At 61.1% G+C, this 21,356-nt stretch carries 16 protein-coding genes; 14 read left to right on the forward strand and 2 right to left on the reverse strand.

Features of this window, described 5'->3' with window-relative positions:
* Positions 1 to 96 precede the first annotated feature (96 nt).
* The 14 genes from NBH21_RS02705 to NBH21_RS02770 all read left to right on the forward strand — a co-directional run bounded on the left by NBH21_RS02705 (position 97) and on the right by NBH21_RS02770 (position 16,056).
* Positions 97 to 324 (forward strand): hypothetical protein, encoded by a 228-nt coding sequence (locus tag NBH21_RS02705; RefSeq protein ID WP_250912411.1) that lies wholly within the window; start codon positions 97 to 99, stop codon positions 322 to 324.
* Positions 325 to 400: 76 nt separating this feature from the next.
* Positions 401 to 688, forward strand: a complete 288-nt coding sequence (locus NBH21_RS02710) for a hypothetical protein (protein ID WP_250912412.1) — start codon at positions 401 to 403, stop codon at positions 686 to 688.
* Between the two features lie 75 nt (positions 689 to 763).
* Positions 764 to 1,423, forward strand: a complete 660-nt coding sequence (locus NBH21_RS02715; protein WP_099057179.1) for a response regulator transcription factor — start codon at positions 764 to 766, stop codon at positions 1,421 to 1,423.
* A 1-nt stretch (position 1,424) separates the two neighbouring features.
* Positions 1,425 to 2,822, forward strand: coding sequence for a sensor histidine kinase (locus tag NBH21_RS02720; protein WP_250912413.1), 1,398 nt, complete (start codon positions 1,425 to 1,427; stop codon positions 2,820 to 2,822).
* A 111-nt stretch (positions 2,823 to 2,933) separates the two neighbouring features.
* Positions 2,934 to 3,359: a hypothetical protein gene (locus NBH21_RS02725; protein WP_250912414.1), complete on the forward strand. Its 426-nt coding sequence runs from the start codon at positions 2,934 to 2,936 to the stop codon at positions 3,357 to 3,359.
* Positions 3,360 to 3,476: 117 nt separating this feature from the next.
* Positions 3,477 to 4,619: a c-type cytochrome biogenesis protein CcmI gene (gene ccmI, locus NBH21_RS02730; RefSeq protein WP_250912415.1), complete on the forward strand. Its 1,143-nt coding sequence runs from the start codon at positions 3,477 to 3,479 to the stop codon at positions 4,617 to 4,619.
* A complete protein-coding gene (gene ccmE / locus NBH21_RS02735) occupies positions 4,616 to 5,062 on the forward strand; it encodes a cytochrome c maturation protein CcmE (protein ID WP_250912416.1) in 447 nt (148 codons plus the stop codon). The genes ccmI and ccmE overlap by 4 nt, the downstream gene beginning before the upstream one ends.
* Complete coding sequence (locus tag NBH21_RS02740; RefSeq protein WP_250912417.1) at positions 5,059 to 7,053, forward strand: heme lyase CcmF/NrfE family subunit; 1,995 nt, start codon at positions 5,059 to 5,061, stop codon at positions 7,051 to 7,053. The genes ccmE and NBH21_RS02740 overlap by 4 nt, the downstream gene beginning before the upstream one ends.
* Before the next feature lie 20 nt (positions 7,054 to 7,073).
* Positions 7,074 to 7,655, forward strand: a complete 582-nt coding sequence (locus NBH21_RS02745; protein ID WP_425340369.1) for a cytochrome c-type biogenesis protein — start codon at positions 7,074 to 7,076, stop codon at positions 7,653 to 7,655.
* 176 nt (positions 7,656 to 7,831) lie between these two features.
* On the forward strand, positions 7,832 to 9,391 hold the full coding sequence (locus NBH21_RS02750; protein WP_250912418.1) for a Do family serine endopeptidase: 1,560 nt from the start codon (positions 7,832 to 7,834) through the stop codon (positions 9,389 to 9,391).
* A gap of 143 nt (positions 9,392 to 9,534) precedes the next feature.
* Positions 9,535 to 10,236, forward strand: coding sequence for a response regulator transcription factor (locus NBH21_RS02755; protein ID WP_280924052.1), 702 nt, complete (start codon positions 9,535 to 9,537; stop codon positions 10,234 to 10,236).
* 7 nt (positions 10,237 to 10,243) lie between these two features.
* Complete coding sequence (locus NBH21_RS02760) at positions 10,244 to 11,653, forward strand: sensor histidine kinase (protein ID WP_250912419.1); 1,410 nt, start codon at positions 10,244 to 10,246, stop codon at positions 11,651 to 11,653.
* Between the two features lie 335 nt (positions 11,654 to 11,988).
* Positions 11,989 to 14,946 (forward strand): bifunctional [glutamine synthetase] adenylyltransferase/[glutamine synthetase]-adenylyl-L-tyrosine phosphorylase, encoded by a 2,958-nt coding sequence (locus NBH21_RS02765; protein WP_250912420.1) that lies wholly within the window; start codon positions 11,989 to 11,991, stop codon positions 14,944 to 14,946.
* A 138-nt stretch (positions 14,947 to 15,084) separates the two neighbouring features.
* Positions 15,085 to 16,056 carry a hypothetical protein gene (locus NBH21_RS02770; RefSeq protein WP_250912421.1) on the forward strand — a complete coding sequence of 324 codons (972 nt, stop codon included), beginning with the start codon at positions 15,085 to 15,087 and terminating at the stop codon, positions 16,054 to 16,056.
* Positions 16,057 to 16,129: 73 nt separating this feature from the next.
* Here NBH21_RS02770 and NBH21_RS02775 read toward each other — a convergent pair whose 3' ends face one another.
* Positions 16,130 to 18,379 (reverse strand): autotransporter domain-containing protein, encoded by a 2,250-nt coding sequence (locus NBH21_RS02775; RefSeq protein WP_250912422.1) that lies wholly within the window; start codon positions 18,377 to 18,379, stop codon positions 16,130 to 16,132.
* 454 nt (positions 18,380 to 18,833) lie between these two features.
* The gene (locus NBH21_RS02780; protein WP_250912423.1) at positions 18,834 to 21,179 is read right to left on the reverse strand and encodes a PAS domain-containing sensor histidine kinase; all 2,346 of its coding nucleotides are present in this window, start codon (positions 21,177 to 21,179) and stop codon (positions 18,834 to 18,836) included.
* Positions 21,180 to 21,356: the final 177 nt, after the last annotated feature.

A 21,356-nucleotide genomic window follows, 5' to 3' on the forward strand; every position in this document is an offset into this window, starting at 1 on the left:
CACGGCTGAGCGAGAAGCCGTCACGCTCCTCGATAAGTCGACCGGTCAACATCTTGTGCCTGAAAACAATCAACCAAGCAGCAAAAGGAGCATGGCATGAACGACCTGAAACAATGGTATCAGTCGAAGACGGTGTGGGGCGCGCTGATCGCAATCGGGGCATCGACGCTCCGGCTTGCGGGCTTCGAACTCACCGCGGCCGACCAGTTGCAGCTTGCCGACATCGCGGTTTCCGCCGCAGGCGCGCTCGGTGGCCTGCTTGCGATATACGGGCGTCTGAAGGCGACGCAGGGCATCGAAACACGCAAGATGAACCCGATGTAACCAGCATTCATTTGCCATTCAGACGTCATGCGATACATAATCCGGCAACAGTAAAAGTAGTCCGGAAGAATTAGCTATGGCATCATTGATGGTCATCACGGGTCTGGCGGCGGGCCTCGCGGTTCCCTCGTGGCCCTATTTTGCGTCCGATGCCACGACGCCGGCGCCTGTGCTCATTCAGTCGCAGGACGACAGCAACCGTGCACGGACCGATTGCCGCGCAGCCGCGGCAAGGGCTGTTTCCGAGGTCGGAGGACAGCTCCTTTCGGTGCGCCAGTCCGGCGGCCAGTGCATCATCACGGTGCTCGTGCCCGGTAGCGGCAACGAACGCCCGCGCAAGGTGACGATGCAGGTTTCGGAATAACCGACATCCAAAACAATCAACCGTCCCGGCATTGATCGTGTCGGGACGGACGCAGGCAGGCAGGGGGCAAATCTTATGCGCATTCTCGTCGTCGAGGACGATGTCAATCTCAGCCGGCAGCTCGTCGAAGCGCTGCAGGAGGCTGGCTATGTTGTCGACAAGGCAATGGATGGGGAGGAAGGCCACTTCCTCGGCGATACCGAGCCCTATGACGCCGTGATCCTCGATATCGGCCTGCCGGAAATGGACGGCATCACCGTGCTGGAAAAATGGCGGGCGGCCGGCCGCGTCATGCCTGTGCTGATCCTGACCGCCCGTGATCGCTGGAGCGACAAGGTGGCCGGCATCGACGCCGGCGCCGACGACTATGTTGCCAAGCCGTTCCACGTCGAGGAAGTGCTGGCGCGCATCCGCGCCCTGATCCGCCGGGCGGCGGGCCATGCCTCGTCGGAAATCGTCTGCGGTCCTGTGCGCCTCGACACCAAGAGTTCCAAGGCGACCGTCAACGGTGTGGCGCTGAAGCTCACCTCGCACGAGTACCGGCTGCTCTCCTACCTGATGCACCACATGGGCGAGGTCGTGTCGCGCACCGAACTTGTCGAGCATCTCTACGATCAGGATTTCGACCGCGATTCGAACACCATCGAAGTTTTTGTCGGCCGGCTGCGCAAGAAGATCGGCATCGACATGATCGAGACCGTGCGCGGTCTCGGCTACCGCATCCAAGCGCCCTGAGATGGCGCTGAAATCGCTCACGGCAAGGGTTCTGTTGCTGGCGACGCTCTGGTCGGCGGCGGCTCTGATAACCATTGCCGTGGTGATTTCGGCTCTCTACCGGCAGGGCGTCGAACGCGGCTTCAACAATCTGCTGCGCGCCCAGCTCTACAACGTCATCAACTCGGTTTCGGTCAGCGACGGCAACAGCCTTGCCGGAAGCCCCGAGCTTGGAGACCTGCGATTCTCCCAGCCCGAAAGCGGCTGGTACTGGCTGGTCGAGCCGCTCGGCAGCTATGGCGCAGCGCCGCTCGCCTCCACCTCGCTCGGCATGACCAACCTGCCGGTGCCAGGGCTGGAGGAATATCCCTTCGACGAACATTACGAGCGCTTCTATCCGATGGAAGACGCCTCCGGGAACCGGCTGAGGGTGGCCGAAACCGAAGTCGTGCTCGACGGCGAGGGGCGCGCGGCGCGTTTTCGCGTTTCCGGCAATCTCGAAGTGGTCGAGGAGGAAATCTCCTTCTTCTCGACGCGGCTTTATGCTGCTCTCGCCCTATTTGGTTTTGGTGGTCTCGTGGTCAACGGTCTTGCCATTCTCTATGGCCTGAAACCCCTAGACCGGGCGCGGCGCGCATTGGAGAAGATTCGCGGCGGCGAGGCAGAGCGGATCGAGGGGGAATTCCCGCGTGAGATCCAGCCGCTCGCCAACGAGATCAACGCGCTGATCGACAGCAACCGCCGTATCGTCGAACGGGCCCGCATGCAGGTCGGCAACCTTGCGCATTCGCTGAAGACGCCGATTGCGGTTCTGCTCAACGAAGCGCGAACGCTCGACAAGACCCATGGCGAGGTGGTGGTGAGCCAGGCGGAAGCCATGCAGGGGCAGGTGACGTCTTACCTGAACCGCGCCCGCATCGCCGCGCAGAGGGATTCCGTTCTCGCCCGAACCGACGCCGAACCGGTGCTCGAGCGGCTGGTCCGCGTCATGCGCCGGCTCAATCCTGAAACCGAATTTCGCCTCGAGGTCGCTCCCGGCCTGACATTCGCGATGGAACAGCAGGATGTCGAGGAAACCGTCGGCAATCTTCTGGAAAACGCGGCGCGCTTTGCCAAAAACACGGTCCTCCTTCGCGCGTCGCACACGGATTTAAGTGCGGGCGGCACGGATAGCGGAAGACGCCACTGGATCGAGGTGACGGTCGATGACGACGGTCCCGGACTGAAGCCCGACCAGATAGGCGAGGCGCTGAAGCGCGGCAAACGGCTGGACGAGAGCAAGCCGGGAACCGGCCTCGGCCTTTCGATCGTCAAGGAGATTTCCAGCGAATATCAGGGGGTCTTCGGCCTGTCGCGTGCAGAAATTGGTGGATTGAAAGCGAGACTTGTGCTGCCGGCTGTGACAAGAGACACTGCGTGATCGATATACCTATGAAAAACAATGCCGGCCATAAAGATGCCATGTGCGTGCCGCAGCAGAGCGAGGATTGAAGTGACAATCGGGCGTTTCGACGAGACTTGGGCTGGTTCGATGGGTGATACTCGCATTCGTTCGGTGGCAATGGTAGCGCTGACTGCGCTTGCATTGACGGGCTGCGGCACCACGGGTGGCTCGCGTGGAGGCCTCGCATCCTCCAGCAAGGCGAATTCCTCGACCCTCTACATTTCCGCGCTGCAGGGCGGCATTGTGTCGCGCTCGGGTGTCAAGCTTTCGAACAGCGAACGCCAGCGGGCGCTCGAAGCCGAATATCGCGCGCTGGAAGCGGCCCCGGGTGGTCAGCCGGTTGCGTGGCAGGGCGGAGACGTGAGCGGACAGGTGGTTGCGGCCGCTCCTTATCAGGTCGGTCAGCAGAATTGCCGGCAGTACACGCACAAGCTGGTCGACAACGGCAAGCAGATCGAGACGCGTGGGGCGGCCTGCCGCAACAGCGACGGCACCTGGACGCCCTTGACATAAGTCAAGGCTTGCAGGCGTTCTCTTCCTTACAGCTCGACTTGCGGCCAAACGCCTCAACTTTGCGTCATTGGCCGTTTGTCTGTTGGATTGGGCTTCGGCTTGAAGTAATTGGACGCCATGCTGTTCTGGATCATCTCCGCTCTCCTGACGGTTACCGTTGCCGTCGTCCTGCTGCTGCCGTTGCTCAAGGGGGCAGCGAGCGAGCCGGACGACGATGTCGGTGAGGCAGCCGTCTATCGCGATCAGTTGCGCGAACTCGAGCGGGACAAGGGTCTCGGTCTGATCTCCGCCGAAGACGCCGATTATGCCCGCGCCGAGATCGGTCGCCGCCTGCTTTCAGTTTCGACCGGCAAGGGCGCAGCCAAGGCAAGCAAGGGCGTTCGCACGGGCCATCATCCCCTGGCACAGGCTTTCATCATCCTCTGTCTTCCCGCGATAGGGCTCGGGCTCTATCTGCTGACAGGTAGTCCGGGCATGCCTGCGGCACCGCTTGCCGAGCGGCTGGAAAATCCCGGTAACAATCTGGAACTTCTGGTCGCCAAGGCCGAACGCCATCTGGCGGAAAACCCCAATGACGGGGCGGGCTGGGATGTGTTGGCCCCGATCTACTTCAAGAGCCAACGCATCGGCGACGCCGAGCTTGCCTATCGCAACGCCATTCGGTTCCTCGGAACCAACCCGGCGCGTATGAGCGGTCTCGGCGAAGTGCTGGTCGCAGGCAGTGGCGGGATCGTGACGGAAGACGCCCGCTCGGCCTTCGAGGAGGCGTTGCGTCTCGACAGCAACAATCCGCGCGCCGAGTTCTATCTGGCTCTGGCGCTGGAACAGGCCGGCAAGCGCGCCGAGGCAAAGGCTGCGTTCGAGAAACTGCTGGCGGCCTCGCCGAAGGAAGCGCCCTGGGTTCCGCTCGTCAGCCAGCATATCGCCGCAAACGGTGACGACGTCCCAGCTGCTCCCGCTGCACCCGGCAATCCGAGCGAGGCCGATGTGGCTGCCGCGCAGGACATGTCTGCGGGGGATCGCATGGCGATGATCCGCGGCATGGTCGACAGTCTGGACGCCAAACTCAAGGACGATCCGAAGAATTTTGAGGGATGGATGCGCCTCGTGCGCTCCTATGCGATGTTGAAGGAACCGGAACGCGCGGTCGGCGCATTGAAGGACGGGCTTGCCGCCTTCCCTGCCGACGGGGAGGAAGGTAAGCAACTGATCGCCATGGCCCGTGAACTCGGCCTGCCGGTTGAGGAGGCATTGAAATGACCCGCAAGCAGAAGAGACTGGCCGTCATCGCCGGCGGCATGAGCTTCATCATCGCAGCCGTGCTGCTGATGATGTTCGCCTTCGGTCAGTCGGTCGCCTATTTCTACATGCCCTCCGATCTCGAAAAGACGGCAGTCGGCCCGGGGACGCGCATCCGCCTCGGCGGCCTCGTGGCAGAAGGGTCGGTCGTGCGCGGCGAGGGCTCGACAGTCAAGTTTTCCGTGACGGACGGCACGGGCACGGTGCCGGTCTCCTATACCGGCATCCTGCCGGATCTTTTCCGCGAAGGGCAGGGCGTCGTCACCGAGGGGGCATTCGATGCCGCCGGCGGTTTCGTCGCCGACAGCGTGCTTGCCAAGCATGACGAGAACTATATGCCGAAGGAAGTTGCCGACCGCCTGAAGAAGGACGGCGTCTGGGAAGGCGAGGGGAAGACCCAATGATCATCGAGCTTGGCCATTATGCCCTCGTGCTGGCGCTGGCGACGGCGCTGATCGTCTCCGTGCTGCCGGTGATCGGCGCGCGAAAGGGCGACAAGGGACTGATGTCGGTTGCCGTCACCGGTACGCTGGCAGGATTTGCGTTGGTCGCCTTCTCCTTCGGCGTGCTGACCTGGGCCTATATGGTTTCCGATTTCTCGGTGGAGAACGTCTGGGAGAATTCCCATTCGCTGATGCCGGCGATCTATCGTTTCTCCGGCGTATGGGGCAATCACGAGGGATCCATGATGCTCTGGCTGCTGATCCTGAGCCTGTTCAGCGCGCTCGTCGCCTTCTTCGGGCGCAACCTGCCGGAGCGATTGAAGGCCAATGTGCTGGCCGTGCAGGCCTGGATCACTACGGCTTTCACGCTGTTCATCCTCATGACCTCCAACCCCTTCATCCGGCTTTCGCCGGTGCCGGCGGAAGGCAAGGACCTTAATCCGGTTCTGCAGGATGTCGGCCTCGCCATTCATCCGCCGCTGCTCTATCTCGGCTATGTCGGCTTCTCCGTCTGCTTCTCCTTCGCCATCGCGGCGCTCATCGACGGACGGATCGATGCGGCATGGGCCCGCTGGGTGCGGCCGTGGACGCTTGCCGCCTGGACCTTCCTGACCGCCGGTATCGCCATGGGTTCCTATTGGGCCTATTACGAACTCGGCTGGGGCGGCTGGTGGTTCTGGGACCCGGTCGAAAACGCCTCCTTCATGCCGTGGCTCGCGGGCACGGCGCTTCTGCATTCGGCGCTGGTCATGGAAAAGCGCGACGCGCTGAAGATCTGGACCGTGCTGCTTGCCATACTGACATTCTCGCTGTCACTGCTCGGCACCTTCCTTGTGCGCTCCGGCGTTCTGACCTCGGTGCATGCCTTCGCCACCGATCCGAGCCGCGGTATCTTCATCCTGTGCATCCTGACGATCTTCATCGGTGGGGCGTTCAGTCTCTTCGCCTTCCGCGCGCCGATGCTGAAGGCGGGTGGCCTGTTCCAGCCGATCTCGCGCGAGGGCGCGCTGGTGCTCAACAACCTGATCCTGACCGTCTCGGCAGCGACCGTGCTGATCGGCACGCTTTATCCGCTGCTGCTGGAAACCCTGACGGGTGAGAAGATCTCGGTCGGCGCGCCGTTCTTCAACCTGACCTTCGGCCTGCTGATGACGCCGCTTCTGGTGGCCGTGCCGTTCGGGCCGTTGCTGGCCTGGAAGCGCGGCGATTTGCTCGGCGCGATGCAGCGGCTGTTTGCTGCCGCAATCATCGCCTTCGTTTTCGCGATCATCGTCTACTATATCCAAAATGGCGGCCCGGTGATGGCGGTGTTCGGTCTTGCCGCCGGCTTCTTCCTGATCTTCGGTGCACTCTCTGACCTCTGGTATCGGTCCGGCTTCCGCAAGGTGCCGTTCCGGACCGCGCTGAGCCGCCTGAACGGCCTGCCGCGCTCGGCCATCGGCACGGCGCTCGCCCATTTCGGCTTTGGCGTGACGGTGCTGGGCATCGTTGCCGTTACCACCTTCGAGACGGAAACCGTTGTCGAAATGAAGCCCGGCGCGACGGCTGAGGCCGGCGGCTACTCCATCACCTTCGATGGCATGAAGCAGGCAGTCGGGCCGAACTATACGGAGGAGCGGGGCCACTTCACCATCCGTCAGAGCGGTGTCGACAAGGGCGACTTCTGGTCCTCCAAGCGGCTCTACACGGCGCGGCGCATGCCAACGACGGAAGCGGGCATACGTACCTTCAACCTCGTCAATCAGCTTTACGTGTCTCTCGGCGATCCTATGGATGACGGCGGCATCGTCGTTCGCATCTGGTGGAAGCCCTATATCCTCTGCATCTGGTATGGCGCGCTGATCATGATGGCCGGTGGCTTCGTCTCGCTCTCCGACCGCCGCCTGCGGGTCGGCGTGCCAAAGCGGGCCGCAAAGGTCGCGGCACCGGCGGCATTGGGAGCTGCGGAATGAGGACGGCAGAGCCTTTTCGGATGAACCCCTCCCCAACCTCTCCCCACAAGGGGGAGGGGCTTTACCGCTTCACTTGGCTGTCACGGTGGATGCAGGGCCTTGCCGCGCGTCTTCTCCCCCCTCGTGGGGGAGATGGCCGGCAGGCCAGAGGGGGACTTGCATCATTCCTTCTGCTTTTTCTCCTCCTCGCACCCCTTCCGGCGCTCGCCGTCAACCCGGACGAGATCCTGCCCGACCCCAAGCTGGAACAGCGGGCGAGGGACCTTTCCGCCCAACTGCGCTGCATGGTCTGCCAGAACCAGTCGATCGACGATTCGAATGCCGAGCTTGCTCGCGACCTGCGCCTGCTCGTGCGCGAGCGGATCGTCGATGGCGACAGCGACCAGCAGGTGATCGACTATGTCGTATCGCGTTACGGTGAATTCGTACTGCTGAAGCCACGCCTTTCCATGCACACGCTGCTGCTCTGGGGGCTTCCAGGCGTGCTTTTCGTCATCGGTCTCGGCGTTGCCTTTGCCTATGCGCGGGGCCGCAGCAAGCCCGTTCCGCAAAAACTTTCCGCCGAAGAGGAAGCCCGTCTCGGCAAGTTGCTGGACGAGTGATGCGGGACAGGCCGGGAGCCGAATGGGGGCTTCTTCGGTATCCTGCAAAGATTACGAAGTTTTCATTCTCCGTACAGTTCGCAGTAAGGTGACGCGCCCTATATCTCCTTCATCCACCGCTTCCCGCCGGGGTGGTTCCCGGCCTCCAGCAAGCAGAACAGATGAAGGTAAGATCCATGTCTGACAAGAACGGTCGCTCCAACCTCAAGACGATCCTTAAGAACTCGACCGCAGCCGGCCTTGCCGCGCTGATGCTGGCCGGCACTCTTCCGGTCGCCATCAACTCAGCCTATGCGGAAGCCGTCAAGGTTCAGGCCGCACAGGTCCCGAGCTTCGCCGATGTCGTCGCTGCCGTATCCCCGGCCGTAGTCTCCGTCCGTGTCCAGTCCAACGTGCAGGATACGGCTTCCGACGAGAGCAATTTCTCCTTCAATTTCGGTGGCCGCGGTTTCGATGACCTGCCGGACGACCATCCGCTGAAGCGCTTCTTCAAGGAATTCGGCATGCCCGGCCCTGACGGCAAGGGCCCCGGTGCCGGTCCGAATGCCCGCCCGCGTGAACATGGCGAGGGCAAGGGCCGCCTGCGCCCGACTTCGCAGGGCTCCGGCTTTTTCATTTCCGAAGACGGCTATATCGTCACCAACAATCACGTTGTCGATGACGGCGCTGCCTTCACCGTGGTCATGAACGACGGTAAGGAGCTCGACGCCAAGCTGGTCGGCAAGGACAGCCGCACCGACCTCGCTTTGCTCAAGGTTGAGAATCCGAAGCAGAAGTTCACCTATGTCGAATTCGCCAATGACGAATCCATGCGCGTCGGCGATTGGGTCGTTGCCGTCGGCAACCCCTTCGGCCTCGGCGGTACGGTGACGGCCGGTATCATCTCTGCCCGTGGCCGCGATATCGGCTCCGGCCCGTATGACGACTACATCCAGATCGACGCCGCCGTGAACCGCGGCAACTCCGGCGGTCCGGACTTCAACCTGGCCGGTCAGGTGGTCGGTATCAATACCGCGATCTTCTCGCCCTCCGGCGGCAACGTCGGTATCGCCTTCGCTATCCCGGCATCCGTCGCCAAGGATGTGATCGCCAAGCTCAAGGAAGGTGGCGCCGTGCAGCGTGGCTGGCTCGGCGTGCAGATCCAGCCGGTAACCCAGGATATCGCAGACTCGCTTGGCCTGTCCGAGGCAAGCGGTGCTCTGGTCGTCTCGCCGCAGGCCGGTTCGCCGGGCGACAAGGCAGGCATCAAGCAGGGTGACGTCGTGACCGCCGTTAATGGCGAACCGGTCAAGGATCCGCGCGATCTCGCTCGTCGAATCGCCGCTTTCCCTCCCGGAACCCAGGTCGATGTTTCGCTGTGGCGTGAAGGCAAGGCCACATCCGTCAAGGTCGATCTCGGCACGCTGCCGAGCGAGCAGGCGCTGGCCGGCAAGGAAGGCGACACCCAGGCTCCGGCCACAGAGCAGGCGCTTGCCAACATGGGCATTTCCGTTGCTCCGGCTGAAGACGGCAAGGGCCTGTCGATCATCGACGTCGATCCCGACTCCGATGCCGCCGACAAGGGCATGAAGGCCGGTGAAAAGATCACCTCCGTCAACAATCAGGCGGTCTCCTCGGCAGCTGATGTGATGAAGGTGATCGATCAGGCCAAGAAGGACGGCCGCACCAAGGCGCTCTTCCAGGTCGAATCGGAGAACGGCAGCCGCTTCGTTGCCCTTCCGATCAACCAGGGCTGATGCCCCTCGGGACTGACTGACCGCGGGGCGCTGAAGATCGGGTCTTCAGCGCCCCGTTTGTTTAAGCGGAAAACAAGGACGAGAGCATGATTTCCGGAGGAAGCGGTACTGTGGGACCAGCCGATTCCGGTTGTGCCGATGGCATGGCCGGCGGTAATGTCGCGCACATGAAGATATTGGTTATCGAAGACGATCTGGAAGCCGCCGCCTACATGACGAAGGCTTTCCGCGAGGCAGGCATTGTGGCCGATCACGCCAGCGATGGCGAAAGCGGCCTGTTCATGGGTTCGGAGAATACCTACGACGTGATGGTCATCGATCGTATGCTGCCGCGCCGCGACGGCCTCTCCGTCATCAGCGAGCTGAGAAAGCGTGGCATCGATACGCCGGTGCTCATCCTCTCCGCGCTCGGCCAGGTCGACGACCGCGTGACCGGCCTTCGCGCCGGCGGCGACGACTATTTGCCCAAGCCATATGCCTTTTCCGAACTTCTCGCCCGCGTCGAAGTGCTGGGGCGCCGCAAGGGCAAGCCCGAACAGGACATGATGTACCGCGTTGGCGATCTAGAACTCGACCGGCTGTCCCACGAGGTCAGGCGCGCGGGCAAGGAAATCCTGCTCCAGCCGCGCGAATTTCGCCTGCTCGAATATCTAATGAAGAATGCCGGTCAGGTGGTGACCCGAACCATGCTTCTTGAAAACGTCTGGGACTATCATTTCGACCCGCAGACCAACGTTATCGACGTGCACGTTTCCCGGCTTCGCTCGAAGATCGAGAAGGATTTCGACAAGCCGCTGCTGAAGACCGTGCGCGGCGCCGGTTACATGATCAAGGACGAAGGCTGAGACACGGATGAGCCGCGCCAAGCTTCTGTTCAAGTCGACGGCCGTCCGGCTGTCGGCTCTCTATATTGGCCTCTTCGCCCTCTGCGCGGCCTTGCTCGTCATCTATGTGACGGCGCTTTCCGAGCGCATCCTCTACACCCAGACGCGCGACGCCCTGAAGGAAGAGGTTCAGGACATCACCACCGCTTACGAGCGCGGAGGCATCAATCGGCTGCTTGCCATCATGGAGCGCCGGGCGCGTCAGCCGGGCGCTAACCTCTATGTGATCGCAGGCCCGACAGGCGAAATCCTTGCCGGCAACGTCGCCTCGGTGCAGCCGGGCGTCTTCGATCACGAGGGGTGGACCGACTTTCCGTTCCGTTACGAGCGTTATAACGAAAGCGGCGACGTGCAGCGGCATGTGGCGGCTGGCCACGTCTTCTTCCTCGACAACAGCCTGAGGGTAATGGTCGGCCGCGATCTGGGCGAACCGGCCAAGCTGAGGCTTCTGGTGCGGCAGGCGCTGATGGTGGCGCTTGCTATCATGGGAACCGGCGCCGTCATCATCTGGTTTGCCATCGGCCGCAATGCCCTGAAGCGCATCGACCGTGTTTCCGCCGCGAGCAAGAAGATCATGGCGGGCGACCTGTCGCAGCGTCTGCCGGTTTCCGGTTCGGGCGATGAGTTCGACCGTCTCTCCTCTTCGCTGAACGACATGCTGGGCCGTATCGAGAAACTCAACGAGGGCCTCCGGCAGGTTTCCGACAACATCGCCCACGACCTGAAGACGCCGTTGACGAGGCTGCGCAACAAGGCCGCCGACGCGCTGAACGAAGATGACGAGGCAAGCCGCAAGACGGCGCTGGAAGGCATCATCGCGGAGTCCGACCAGTTGATCCGCACCTTCAACGCGCTACTGATGATCTCGCGCGTCGAGGCGGGGTCGATAGCGGCGGAACTCTCCGATATCGATCTTTCGGCCATCGCCGCCGACAGTGCGGAACTCTACGAGCCGGTGGCGGAGGAGGCGGGCCTGAGCCTCGAAACCGAGATTGCACCGGGTCTCTCGGTGAGAGGGAATCGCGAACTCGTTGGGCAGGCAATCTCCAACCTGATCGACAACGCCATCAAATACGGGGCAGAGGGCGAGCGGGACCGCAAGATCAAGGTGAGCGTCGCCAAGGCGGGTGACGGCGTGGAACTCAGGGTTTCCGACAGCGGGCCGGGCGTTGCCGAGGACAAGCGCGAGGAAGTGGTCAAGCGCTTCGTCCGTCTCGACAAAAGCCGTTCGAAGCCCGGAACGGGTCTGGGGCTCTCGCTGGTCTGCGCGATCATGGCCCTGCATGGCGGGCGGCTTGAGCTTTCCGACACGCATGGTGACGATGTTACCGATCGGGGTCTGACCGCGACCATGGTCTTTCCCGGCCAGGAGCCCTGATACCAAGGATCGATGATAGAAACCCATAGGACCGGCTCGATCGGGCTTTCCGGCTAGGAGAGGTTCGCAGAGCGATGCTTGTGCATCGGTCAAGGGCCTCGACAACGCCGGAAAGCCCGATCGAGCCGGCCTGCGGTGACTTTATACTGGTTTCTGGCGTTGTTGCGCTGCTTGTACGATGCGCAAGCATCGCCCTGCGCACCGCGCCTAGCCAGAAACCAGTATAAAGTCATCCTATGGGTTTCTATCATCGATCCTTGGTATACCTTCGCCTCGCGGAGCGGGATTCGGGGAGAGGGTTCCGCGCGATCTCGCCCGGATGGAGGCCTTGTGGGATGACGGAACCGAAGACGACGCGTCTGGTGGATGTTGCGGCGGATGTGATCAGGCCGCTCAATCAGGTGGAACTGAAGTCGGTTCTATCGATGCTCAAGGATCTGGGCCGGAACGAACCGGTCATTGCGAACCTGCTGGCGAGCGAAGGACCGCTGAAGAATTTCGTTGCCGCCGCGCTGACGCTTTCGCCTTATCTGCGCGATATGGCGAACCTATCGCCGTCGCTTCTGGCTGATGCCATCGAACAGCCGATCGAACCAATGCTGGAGGCGCTTGTGGCGTCTGCCCGCAACGCCTGGAAGGGTGAGCCGGGCGGTCCATCCGCGACCGAGGCGCAGGTGATGTCGCGATTGAGGATTGCCAAGCGCAAGGTCGCCTTCCTCACCGCGCTTGCCGACCTCGCACGGATTTTCGACGCTCGCGACACCACACGCTGGCTGAGCGCCATTGCGGATGCATCAGTGGCGGCGGCGATCGATCACCTGCTGGTGGCCGGCCAGGAAGCAGGTAAGCTCACACTTCAGGACCTGTCCGAGCCGTCCAGGGGCAGCGGCCTGATCGTGCTTGGCATGGGCAAGCTTGGTGCCCGCGAACTCAACTATTCCTCGGACGTGGACCTCGTCGTGTTCTTCGAGCCGGAGGCAGGCATCCTTACCGTGCCGGATGACGCAACGGAGACCTATGGCCGGATGATGCGCCGGCTGGTGCGCATCCTGCAGGAGCGTACGGCCGATGGCTATGTGTTTCGCACCGACCTTCGCCTTCGCCCCGATCCGGGCTCTACGCCGCTCGCAGTGCCGGTCGAGGCGGCCTTGGTCTATTATGAGGGACGGGGGCAGAACTGGGAGCGCGCCGCCTACATCAAGGCCCGCCCCATTGCCGGCGATCTTGCGGCGGGAGAGCAGTTCCAGCGGGAACTGGTGCCCTTCGTCTTCCGCAAATATCTTGATTACGCGGCCATCGCCGACATTCACTCGATCAAGCGCCAGATCCATGTTCACAAGGGGCACGGGGCCATCGCGGTGAAGGGCCACAACGTCAAGCTCGGTCGCGGCGGTATCCGCGAGATCGAATTCTTCGCCCAGACCCAGCAGCTGATCGCGGGCGGCCGCATGCCGGAGCTCAGGGTTCGCCCGACAGAGGCAGCCCTCCGTGCGCTTGCCGTGGCGAACTGGATCGACGGCGAAACCCGCGACGAGCTGATCGCCTGCTACTGGTTCCTGCGCGATATCGAGCATCGCATCCAGATGGTGCATGACGAGCAGACCCATCTCTTGCCGGAGAGCGAGGCGGAACTGCGACGCATCGCCTTCATGTCGGGTTTTGCCGATACCAAAGGCTTCGCAGCTAGCCTGGAAAATGTCCTGAAGACCGTGGAGCGCCGGTATGCGGGGCTATTCGAGCATGAGGAAAAGCTATCGACCGCGACGGGTAACCTGGTCTTCACTGGCCAGAAGGACGACCCGGATACGTTGAAAACGCTGAAGAGCCTTGGTTTCGAACGGCCGGAGGACATTTCCCGCGTTATCCGCACCTGGCATTATGGCCGCTATCGCGCCACGCAATCCGTCGAAGCGCGCGAGCGCTTGACGGAACTCATACCGGAACTGCTTAAGGCTTTCGGTGAAAGCCGACGGGCCGACGAGGCCTTGCTGCGCTTTGACGATTTTCTTTCAGGCCTGCCTGCCGGCATTCAGCTTTTCTCCCTGCTTGGCAACAATCCGGCGCTGCTCGACCTCATCGTCAACATCATGTCGTCGGCACCGCGGCTCGCCGAGATCATCGCCCGCCGCCCGCATGTCTTCGACGGCATGCTCGATCCGGGCCTGATGGTGGAACTTCCGACACGGGACTATCTGGCGAAAAGGCTCGCCTCCTTCCTGAATGGCTGCCGCTTCTACGAGGAGATTCTCGACCGGTTGAGGATTTTTGCCGCCGAACAGCGCTTCCTGATCGGTATCCGGCTGCTCACCGGCTCCATCGGGGGAGCGCAGGCCGCGCATGCCTTTACCGATCTTGCGGGGCTTGTCATCGGTGAAGCCCTGAAGGCCGTTGTCGACGAAATGGAGGCGACCCATGGACGGATCGAGGGCGGCAAGGTGGCTCTCGCCGGCATGGGCAAGCTCGGCAGCTTCGAACTGACCGCCGGTTCGGATGTCGATCTGATCCTGCTCTACGAACATGCCGACGATGCGGGCGAATCCGACGGTTCGAAGCCGCTCGACCCGGTGCGCTATTTCACCCGGATGACGCAGCGCCTGATCGCGGCACTTTCGGCTCCGACCGCCGAAGGCGTGCTCTACGAGGTCGACATGCGGCTGCGCCCTTCAGGCAATAAGGGGCCGGTCGCGACCAGACTGCGCGCCTTCGAGAAGTATCAGAACGAGGAAGCCTGGACTTGGGAGCACATGGCACTGACGCGGGGGCGTCTCATCTGCGGTGACGAGGATCTCGTCGGGCAGACGAAGGCGATCATCGAGAGCGTTCTTGCAAGGCCAAGGGATCAGGCGAGGATCGCCGCTGACGTGGTGGAGATGCGTCATCTGATCGAAAAGGAGAAGCCGCCGCGCGACATATGGGATTTCAAGCTCATCCCCGGCGGGCTGATCGATATCGAGTTCATCGCCCAGTATCTTGCCCTGATCGCAAGGGCGCGCGGCGTCGGTGGTTGCGGGAGCGGGCAGTCGACGATGGATGCGCTGAGGCAACTGGGTGGCGCCTTGCTTGATCGGAACGATCTGGAGACCTGCCTGACAGCGCTCCGCTTTTACACCGATCTGTCGCAGGTGGTCCGCCTCTGCATCGACGGTCCCTTCGATCCGACCAATGCGCCCGCCGGTCTCGTGGATCTCGTCTGCCGCGCGGGGGACTGCCCCGATATCAAGACGCTGGAGGCCGAGGTGCGCCGGCTGTCGAAAGCGACGCGGAGGGTATTCCAGAATGTGGTGAAGGGCTGAAAGGGTGTTGGTAATCCTCAGGTGCGACATCCGATACGTCTGAACTACCTTTAATGGGTGTCATGACGTACCGCCCCTTTTGATTGTAGTTTGCTGTCCTTCAAGACTGCCCATTTCTCGGGGAGTGAGGGTTTCCCTATGTCCATAACACGCAAAATCCAGCCAAAGCTGCATTTCATGTCCGGTGGCCTCTTCGGCAACTGGCTTCCGGGCAACTTTGTCGAGGTTGGAGACTATGGAGTGATCCGGGATTCCAGATTCGAACGGTCCGGCACCCTTAACGACTATGGGGCGAATATTGTCGCCAGACCGGACCGGAGCGGCACGAATGATGTTCAATTCATGGATCGGGCTACAATCAAGCCGTTAATGCGGATGAGTGGAGGGCTTGGTGGCGGTGTTCTTGTTCGGATTGGCGTCAGCCTGAGTGATCGGGGCGCATTTCTTTATCATCTCGCGAACGTAGCAACGCTTCGTCCAGCCAGTTCAAGGGATTTCGACGCCGCTGTGCGGCAATTGTTGCTGAGCGATAAGTTCGAATTTCCTGATGATGGCGTGATCGTAACAGAGGTTCTGAAAGCGGGAAAAGCCACCATCCTTGTCGCTGACGGTCAGGACGTCGAACTCAATCTGCATGCCAGTTTTGAACCTCTCGGCGACGCGTTTCTGGCTGGCGCCGATGGCAAGGTTGCCTGTGTGAAACAGCAAGGTTCTGTTTTTCAGTTTGTAGCCCAGGACGATATCAATGCGATGTTGCGACTGGTGCGACCCGTAATACTCGCGCCGCCGGGAAGTCCGGGAGGCGGAGGTGGTCTCAAGCGCGAGAACGGAATTATCGAACGAACAATCGGCTGGTTCAAATCCCTTCTTGAAGAACGGGAATTGGCGGTCGCTGAACTTGTGATCAGACAAAAGTCTGAAAACGCCCGATGGCAAACATCTATCCTTGCAGGGCCTGATCCAGATCGCGATGAATTTATTTTTGAGATGCGGGATGTTTCACTGGAGGAGATGAGTACAAGTGACGCGCCGGAAGTCGTCGTGAGCGACGAGGAAACTCCCGTTATTGAAACCATGCCGATTCAGAAAAAGGGCGAAGCCTCTGGCTGATGCAAGGATTCACACCAAGGCCGCCGGCTGCACGAATGCCGGCGACCTTGTTGTTTCTTTTGCGTGGTCTCGCCTAGAAGTTGACCTTCCAGCCGCTTCTGAGCCAGACGTTAGGATCGTCGCCCTCGGTGGTGGCGTTGACCATGAGCGAAGCGGTACCGCCTCCGACGTCGAATTCTGCACCGATGCCAGCGCGGACCCAGAACTGCTTGACGTCCTGTCCTTCGAGGTCGAACGAGCTGATGCCGATGATCTCGCCGCTGGTACCGGTTGTTTCCTTCTCGAAGCGGTAGTCAGCCTCGGCGCGACCGAGCAGGCGAATGTCGTCGGTCAGGGTATGAACCAGATCGATACCGACGCGGGCGATGGTCGAGTGATCCTCGCTCTCGTCGTAGATGGCCGGGAAGGAGCCGCCGGTTTCGGTGTAGCCGTCGCTCTTGGTGTTGGCGCGCGACAGGGCCGCATAGGGCGTGAACGCGCTGTCGCCGAGGGTGAAGGCGTTCAGCCAATCGACGCGGATCTTTCCGGCCCAGGTCTCGGTGTCGGTGTCGCCATAGGAGTAATCCATGGCGCTACCGTTGAGATAACCGCGCTTTATGTCGAGCTTGCCGCGTGAGTAGTAACCGCCGACGGTGAGGTAGATGTCACCGGCGATATTGGCGGAGACTTCCGGCGAGACGTACCAACCCTTGTGCTGGAAGTCGCCACCGGCGTCGAGGTCCTGATCGGTATAGGTGCCGCCTGCGGAAATGCGGGCGGTGATGCCGTCGGCAATGCCGTAGCCGAAGCCGAAGTCGCCAAGCACGAGGCCGCCATCGGAAGCGTCGCTGTTGTCATATCCGGTATCGGCCGTGCCCCAGATGGAGCGCTGCCCGGTCTTGAGCAGGTCTCGCATCGGGCTGCCCTGCGCACCGAACATGATGGTGTTGGCGCTGGCGATCGGCTGACCGACGCGCGGAGCCGCGGTTGATCCAATGGTGTTGAGGTATTGCGGCAGGTCGATGATGCCCGAGGTAGGAGTTTCGGGCGCCTCCGGTGTCGCCACGCGGGCGATATAATAATGATTGTTACGCGCGTAGCCCGCGACGACATTTCCGTCGTCCGAGACTTTCAGGGCGTCGCTCGTGAAGTTGTCGTCAACGGTGACGCCATTGTTGCGCAGCCACTGTTCGACGGTAATCATGCCGTCTGTCTGAGTCCACCGGAAGCCGTGGTTATCATCAGCGCTGTCTTTCGCATAACCGACAACGACAGTGCCATCGGCGTTGACGTCGTAGGCGTAAGAACTGTTGCCGCCCAACGTACCAAGGTCGGTCATGGTGCCGTTGATGCCGTCGGAGCCGACCTCCCACCGGTAAGCGTGGGAATACGTATCGTCGGTATTGATATCTGGAGCCATGTCGGCATCGCCGACGATCACAGTTCCATCGTTGCTCATCGCGGCAATGGAAGATTGCTTCCCGCCCAATGTGCCGAGATCGATGATGCCGCCTGCGTCAGTCCAGCGAATTGCGCGACTGTAGTACGAAGTCGAGTTACCATCTGATTCAGTAACGTCTGCAGACCCCGCGACAACCAGCCCGTTATTGCTGACGAGACTTGCTTCACTGTATGTTCCGGTTGCAAGCACGCCGATATCGGTCATTCCCGCATCGCCGACGTGCCAGACGAACCCATGGGAAGCTTCTGGAGTGGTACCCAGATAGGAAGAGCCCACGACCGTGCTTCCATCAGCGCTTATGGCATAGGCATTGGATCTGTCCCCACCCAACGTTCCGAGATCGCGTAGTGTGCTGGCTCCGTCGGACCAGTAGAAGGCGTGATCGTAGTTTCCTCCAAACTCGGCATTGCCCACTACGGCCATGCCGTTATCGCTGACAGCAATGGCCTGGGATTCGCCGCTGGCGAGGGCACCGATGTTGGTGATGCCGTTGGCAGCCGACCATATGAAGGCTTGATAATCGCCATCTGCCACAAATCTGGCATAGCCGACCATAACGCTTCCATCCCCGCTCAAGGCATTTCCACGGGTAGTGAAACCGGTGGAGACAACAGTTGTTGCGGCATTCTCGTTATAGGTGACATAGCCGCTTGTGTCATATGCCAGAAGGCTGCCTGTATTCACAATTCTGGCGACAGTGTAGCTACCGTTCGAACGATTGATGAGAGCGACGGAAAGGTCGTTGCTGACGTCTCTGAAGCCGCCGTCGTCAGCGTTTGCCTTGTGAGCCTGCATAGCCAACACCATCGCGAGTGCTGAGGTCCCGCAAAGAGAGGCGAGATTGATTTTCGTTCGGCGACGGGCCGGTTTCTGCATGAACATGAATGTTATCCCTGGAATGCGGCAGAAAAGCCGGCTTGGTCACTTGGTGGCGCAAGCACAAATGCGCCATCCTGCAAAATGAACTGATTATCGATATCGTTAAATTAGATGTGTATGAATAATCCGAATCGTTGTTGCCTGACTTAACTGTCGCTTCCTGTATTTGCGCTGGCAACGGGTGGCCGGATTGTGTCCAAAAAAAGTCAAGTATGCGTATTTTTGTGTTTTCAACTATTTGAAAACACTTAAGGAAATGCAGGTTCTCGAATTAAGGGAATTGTGCAGAATTCATGGCGCCCACAAGCATCTTGGGGCGCAGGACGTGATGAGGCGACAGAGTGTCGCGGCCCTATTTTGCCCGGAACATGGCTGTTTCCGTGAGTATATCTTAAGTGTTTCGACGGAAATAACTACTTGATGGACGAGTATTGGCCGCCATCATGGCGGCTATCTCTTATGCGGCCGCCGTCTTGCCACGCCGGGAGGGGATCTCGTCCGGTATCCTTACTGACACAACGGTGCCGTGACCTTCGCGGGAGCGGATGCTGAGTTCGCCGCCATGCATGCTGACCAGCGAGCGGGATATGGCAAGGCCGAGGCCGGAGCCGCCATTGCTGCGGGCATACTGGCTCTGTACCTGCTCGAACGGGTGCCCGATTTTCGAGAGCGCGGTCTTCGGTATGCCGATGCCGGTATCGGCGATGGTGATCGTCACCGCATCGCCGGTCCGGCGGGCCCGCAGCGCGATCCGCCCACCCGCATCGGTAAACTTCACCGCATTCGACAGGATGTTGAGCAGGATCTGCTTCATCGCGCGGCGGTCGGCATTCATCGTCAGCCCGGTCGAAACGCGCTGCTGGATGAGGATGTTCTTCTCGTCCGCCGGGATGGCGGTGAGCCGCATGCTTTCCTCTATGAGGGCGTCGAGGTCGATATCCTCGCAACGGATTTTCATCTGGCCTGCCTCGATTTTCGACATGTCGAGAATGTCGTTGATGACGTTCAGCAGATGCTTGCCGCTGTCATGGATATCGCGGGCATATTCGGAATATTTCGGCGAACCGATCGGACCAAACATGCCGGCAACGAGGATCTCGGAGAAGCCGAGGATGGCGTTGAGCGGTGTTCTCAGTTCGTGGCTCATATTGGCCAGGAATTCGGATTTCGCCTTGTTGGCTGCTTCCGCGCGGTCCTTCTCCGCAAGGTAATTGGTGTTGGCGATGGAAAGCTCCGCCTTCTGGCGTTCAAGCTTCTTCTGGGAGGAGGAAAGATCCCCGATCGTCGCCATCAGACGGCGTTCCTGATCGCGCAGGCGCTCCTGGTGCCGCTTTAGCAGGGTGATGTCGGTGCCGACGGAAACAAGGCCACCGTCACGCGTGCGCCGCTCATTGATCTGCAGCCAGCGCTCGTCGGCAAGCTGGACCTCGGTCGTGCGCGAATTGTTGCCGAGATCGGGATCGGCGATGCGACGCTGGATGATCGGTCGCGCGGCCGCAGCCTGCACCACGGCGCGTTCGGTCCCGGGCACGAGAATGCTGTCGGGCAGGCCGTAGACCTGCTGGAAGTGCGCATTGCACATCACCAGGCGGTCGTTCTTGTCCCACAGCACGAAGGCTTCGGACGTGCATTCGATGGCGTCTGCCAGTCGTTGGTCGGCCTCGGCGTAGCGTTGCGCCAGTCGGTGCTGCTCGGTCACGTCCATGGCGATGCCGATGACGTGCAGGCATCCGGTATTCGAGCGGATCACCTGGGCGCGGGCGCGCATCCAGACATAATGGCCGTTGGCATGACGCATGCGGAAGACCTGGTCTATCTGCCGGGAGCCGCCCTTGCCGATGGCGCGCGCCAACGCATAGAGATTTCCGTCCGCCGGATGCATCAACTTAGCCGCATCGGCAAAGGTCAGCACGTCTTCGGAGGGCGAAAGCCCGAGCATCTCGTACATCGATCGCGACCAGAAGAGCTTGCGCGAGGCGAGATCGAAGTCCCAGAGACCGCAGCGTCCGCGCGACAGGGCGGTTTCCACCCGCATGTTGGTTTCGAGGAAGATGTCGTCGGCGTCGCGGGCGCGCTTCACCTGTTGGAAATATGCATAGAGGACAACCAGCAGGATCATCGAGATCCCGGCAAATAGCGTGACGTTGAGCGAAATCTCGCTGCGCCAGAAGTTCATCGCGCCCTGAAGCGAATGCGCTGCGAGAATGAGTGCACCCTCGGTTCCGATGGGCGTGACCACTGCAAAATGGCGGATGCCGCCGATGTCCGTCTCGATCGCACCACTGCGATCGGCGAAACGCCTGATAGTGCTAACCTCGGGCAGTAGCGAGCCGAGATGCATGCCGACATAGCCGGCCCCATCGGAAGACGACGCATAGATGCGCCCGCTCGCATCGACCAGCAGCACGAAAGCGCCGTCGGCCATGCGCTCCTGCGGCAGGAAGCGCGCAAGTGCGGCCTCCGAACTCTGCCGGTCCGCATTGGCGAAGAGTTCGGGCTGAGCGACCAGCGCCGCATTCGCCGTTGCCGATACCAGCGCTGTCGATTGGCGCACCGCGCTCTCGATCCGCGCATGCTCGGAAAGCATGCCGGTGACCCGTGCCATTGCGACGACCGCCAGGAACGCCAGGATCAACACGGGGATGGAGTGCCGAAGGATGGTTTCGATCCGCCGGGACGTGTCGGCATCGCCATTGCCAAGGGTCGAGAGGCCCCTGGAAAGGGCGTCGAAAAGAGCAGCAATCCCGGTAAGTTTAAGCCGCAACCGTTCATCGGCTGCGGTTGCCCGCTGCGCGTTCGACATCGTCCCCTGCCTCGATTTTCTCGTGTGATTCGAAGCGCCGCCCGCCCGAATCTGCCTTAATGAATCATCGGTGATTCGGCTTGTCCAGCCCGACCTGGTGAACAAAATCTTAAGCCATTATTCCGAATCGCTTTTTTTTGTACGCTTGGTGCCAAACGCTTGAATCTGATTGAAAAC

It is taken from the genome of Ciceribacter sichuanensis, assembly GCF_024055605.1.
Taxonomy (GTDB): Bacteria; Pseudomonadota; Alphaproteobacteria; order Rhizobiales; family Rhizobiaceae; genus Allorhizobium; species Allorhizobium sichuanense.

Coding starts and splice junctions, on each gene's coding strand:
- NBH21_RS02705 (WP_250912411.1), top strand. CDS start 97: ATGAACGACCTGAAACAATGGTATCAGTCGAAGACGGTGTGGGGCGCG.
- NBH21_RS02710 (WP_250912412.1), top strand. CDS start 401: ATGGCATCATTGATGGTCATCACGGGTCTGGCGGCGGGCCTCGCGGTT.
- NBH21_RS02715 (WP_099057179.1), top strand. CDS start 764: ATGCGCATTCTCGTCGTCGAGGACGATGTCAATCTCAGCCGGCAGCTC.
- NBH21_RS02720 (WP_250912413.1), top strand. CDS start 1,425: ATGGCGCTGAAATCGCTCACGGCAAGGGTTCTGTTGCTGGCGACGCTC.
- NBH21_RS02725 (WP_250912414.1), top strand. CDS start 2,934: ATGGGTGATACTCGCATTCGTTCGGTGGCAATGGTAGCGCTGACTGCG.
- ccmI (WP_250912415.1), top strand. CDS start 3,477: ATGCTGTTCTGGATCATCTCCGCTCTCCTGACGGTTACCGTTGCCGTC.
- ccmE (WP_250912416.1), top strand. CDS start 4,616: ATGACCCGCAAGCAGAAGAGACTGGCCGTCATCGCCGGCGGCATGAGC.
- NBH21_RS02740 (WP_250912417.1), top strand. CDS start 5,059: ATGATCATCGAGCTTGGCCATTATGCCCTCGTGCTGGCGCTGGCGACG.
- NBH21_RS02745 (WP_425340369.1), top strand. CDS start 7,074: ATGAACCCCTCCCCAACCTCTCCCCACAAGGGGGAGGGGCTTTACCGC.
- NBH21_RS02750 (WP_250912418.1), top strand. CDS start 7,832: ATGTCTGACAAGAACGGTCGCTCCAACCTCAAGACGATCCTTAAGAAC.
- NBH21_RS02755 (WP_280924052.1), top strand. CDS start 9,535: ATGGCCGGCGGTAATGTCGCGCACATGAAGATATTGGTTATCGAAGAC.
- NBH21_RS02760 (WP_250912419.1), top strand. CDS start 10,244: ATGAGCCGCGCCAAGCTTCTGTTCAAGTCGACGGCCGTCCGGCTGTCG.
- NBH21_RS02765 (WP_250912420.1), top strand. CDS start 11,989: ATGACGGAACCGAAGACGACGCGTCTGGTGGATGTTGCGGCGGATGTG.
- NBH21_RS02770 (WP_250912421.1), top strand. CDS start 15,085: ATGTCCATAACACGCAAAATCCAGCCAAAGCTGCATTTCATGTCCGGT.
- NBH21_RS02775 (WP_250912422.1), bottom strand. CDS start 18,379: ATGTTCATGCAGAAACCGGCCCGTCGCCGAACGAAAATCAATCTCGCC.
- NBH21_RS02780 (WP_250912423.1), bottom strand. CDS start 21,179: ATGTCGAACGCGCAGCGGGCAACCGCAGCCGATGAACGGTTGCGGCTT.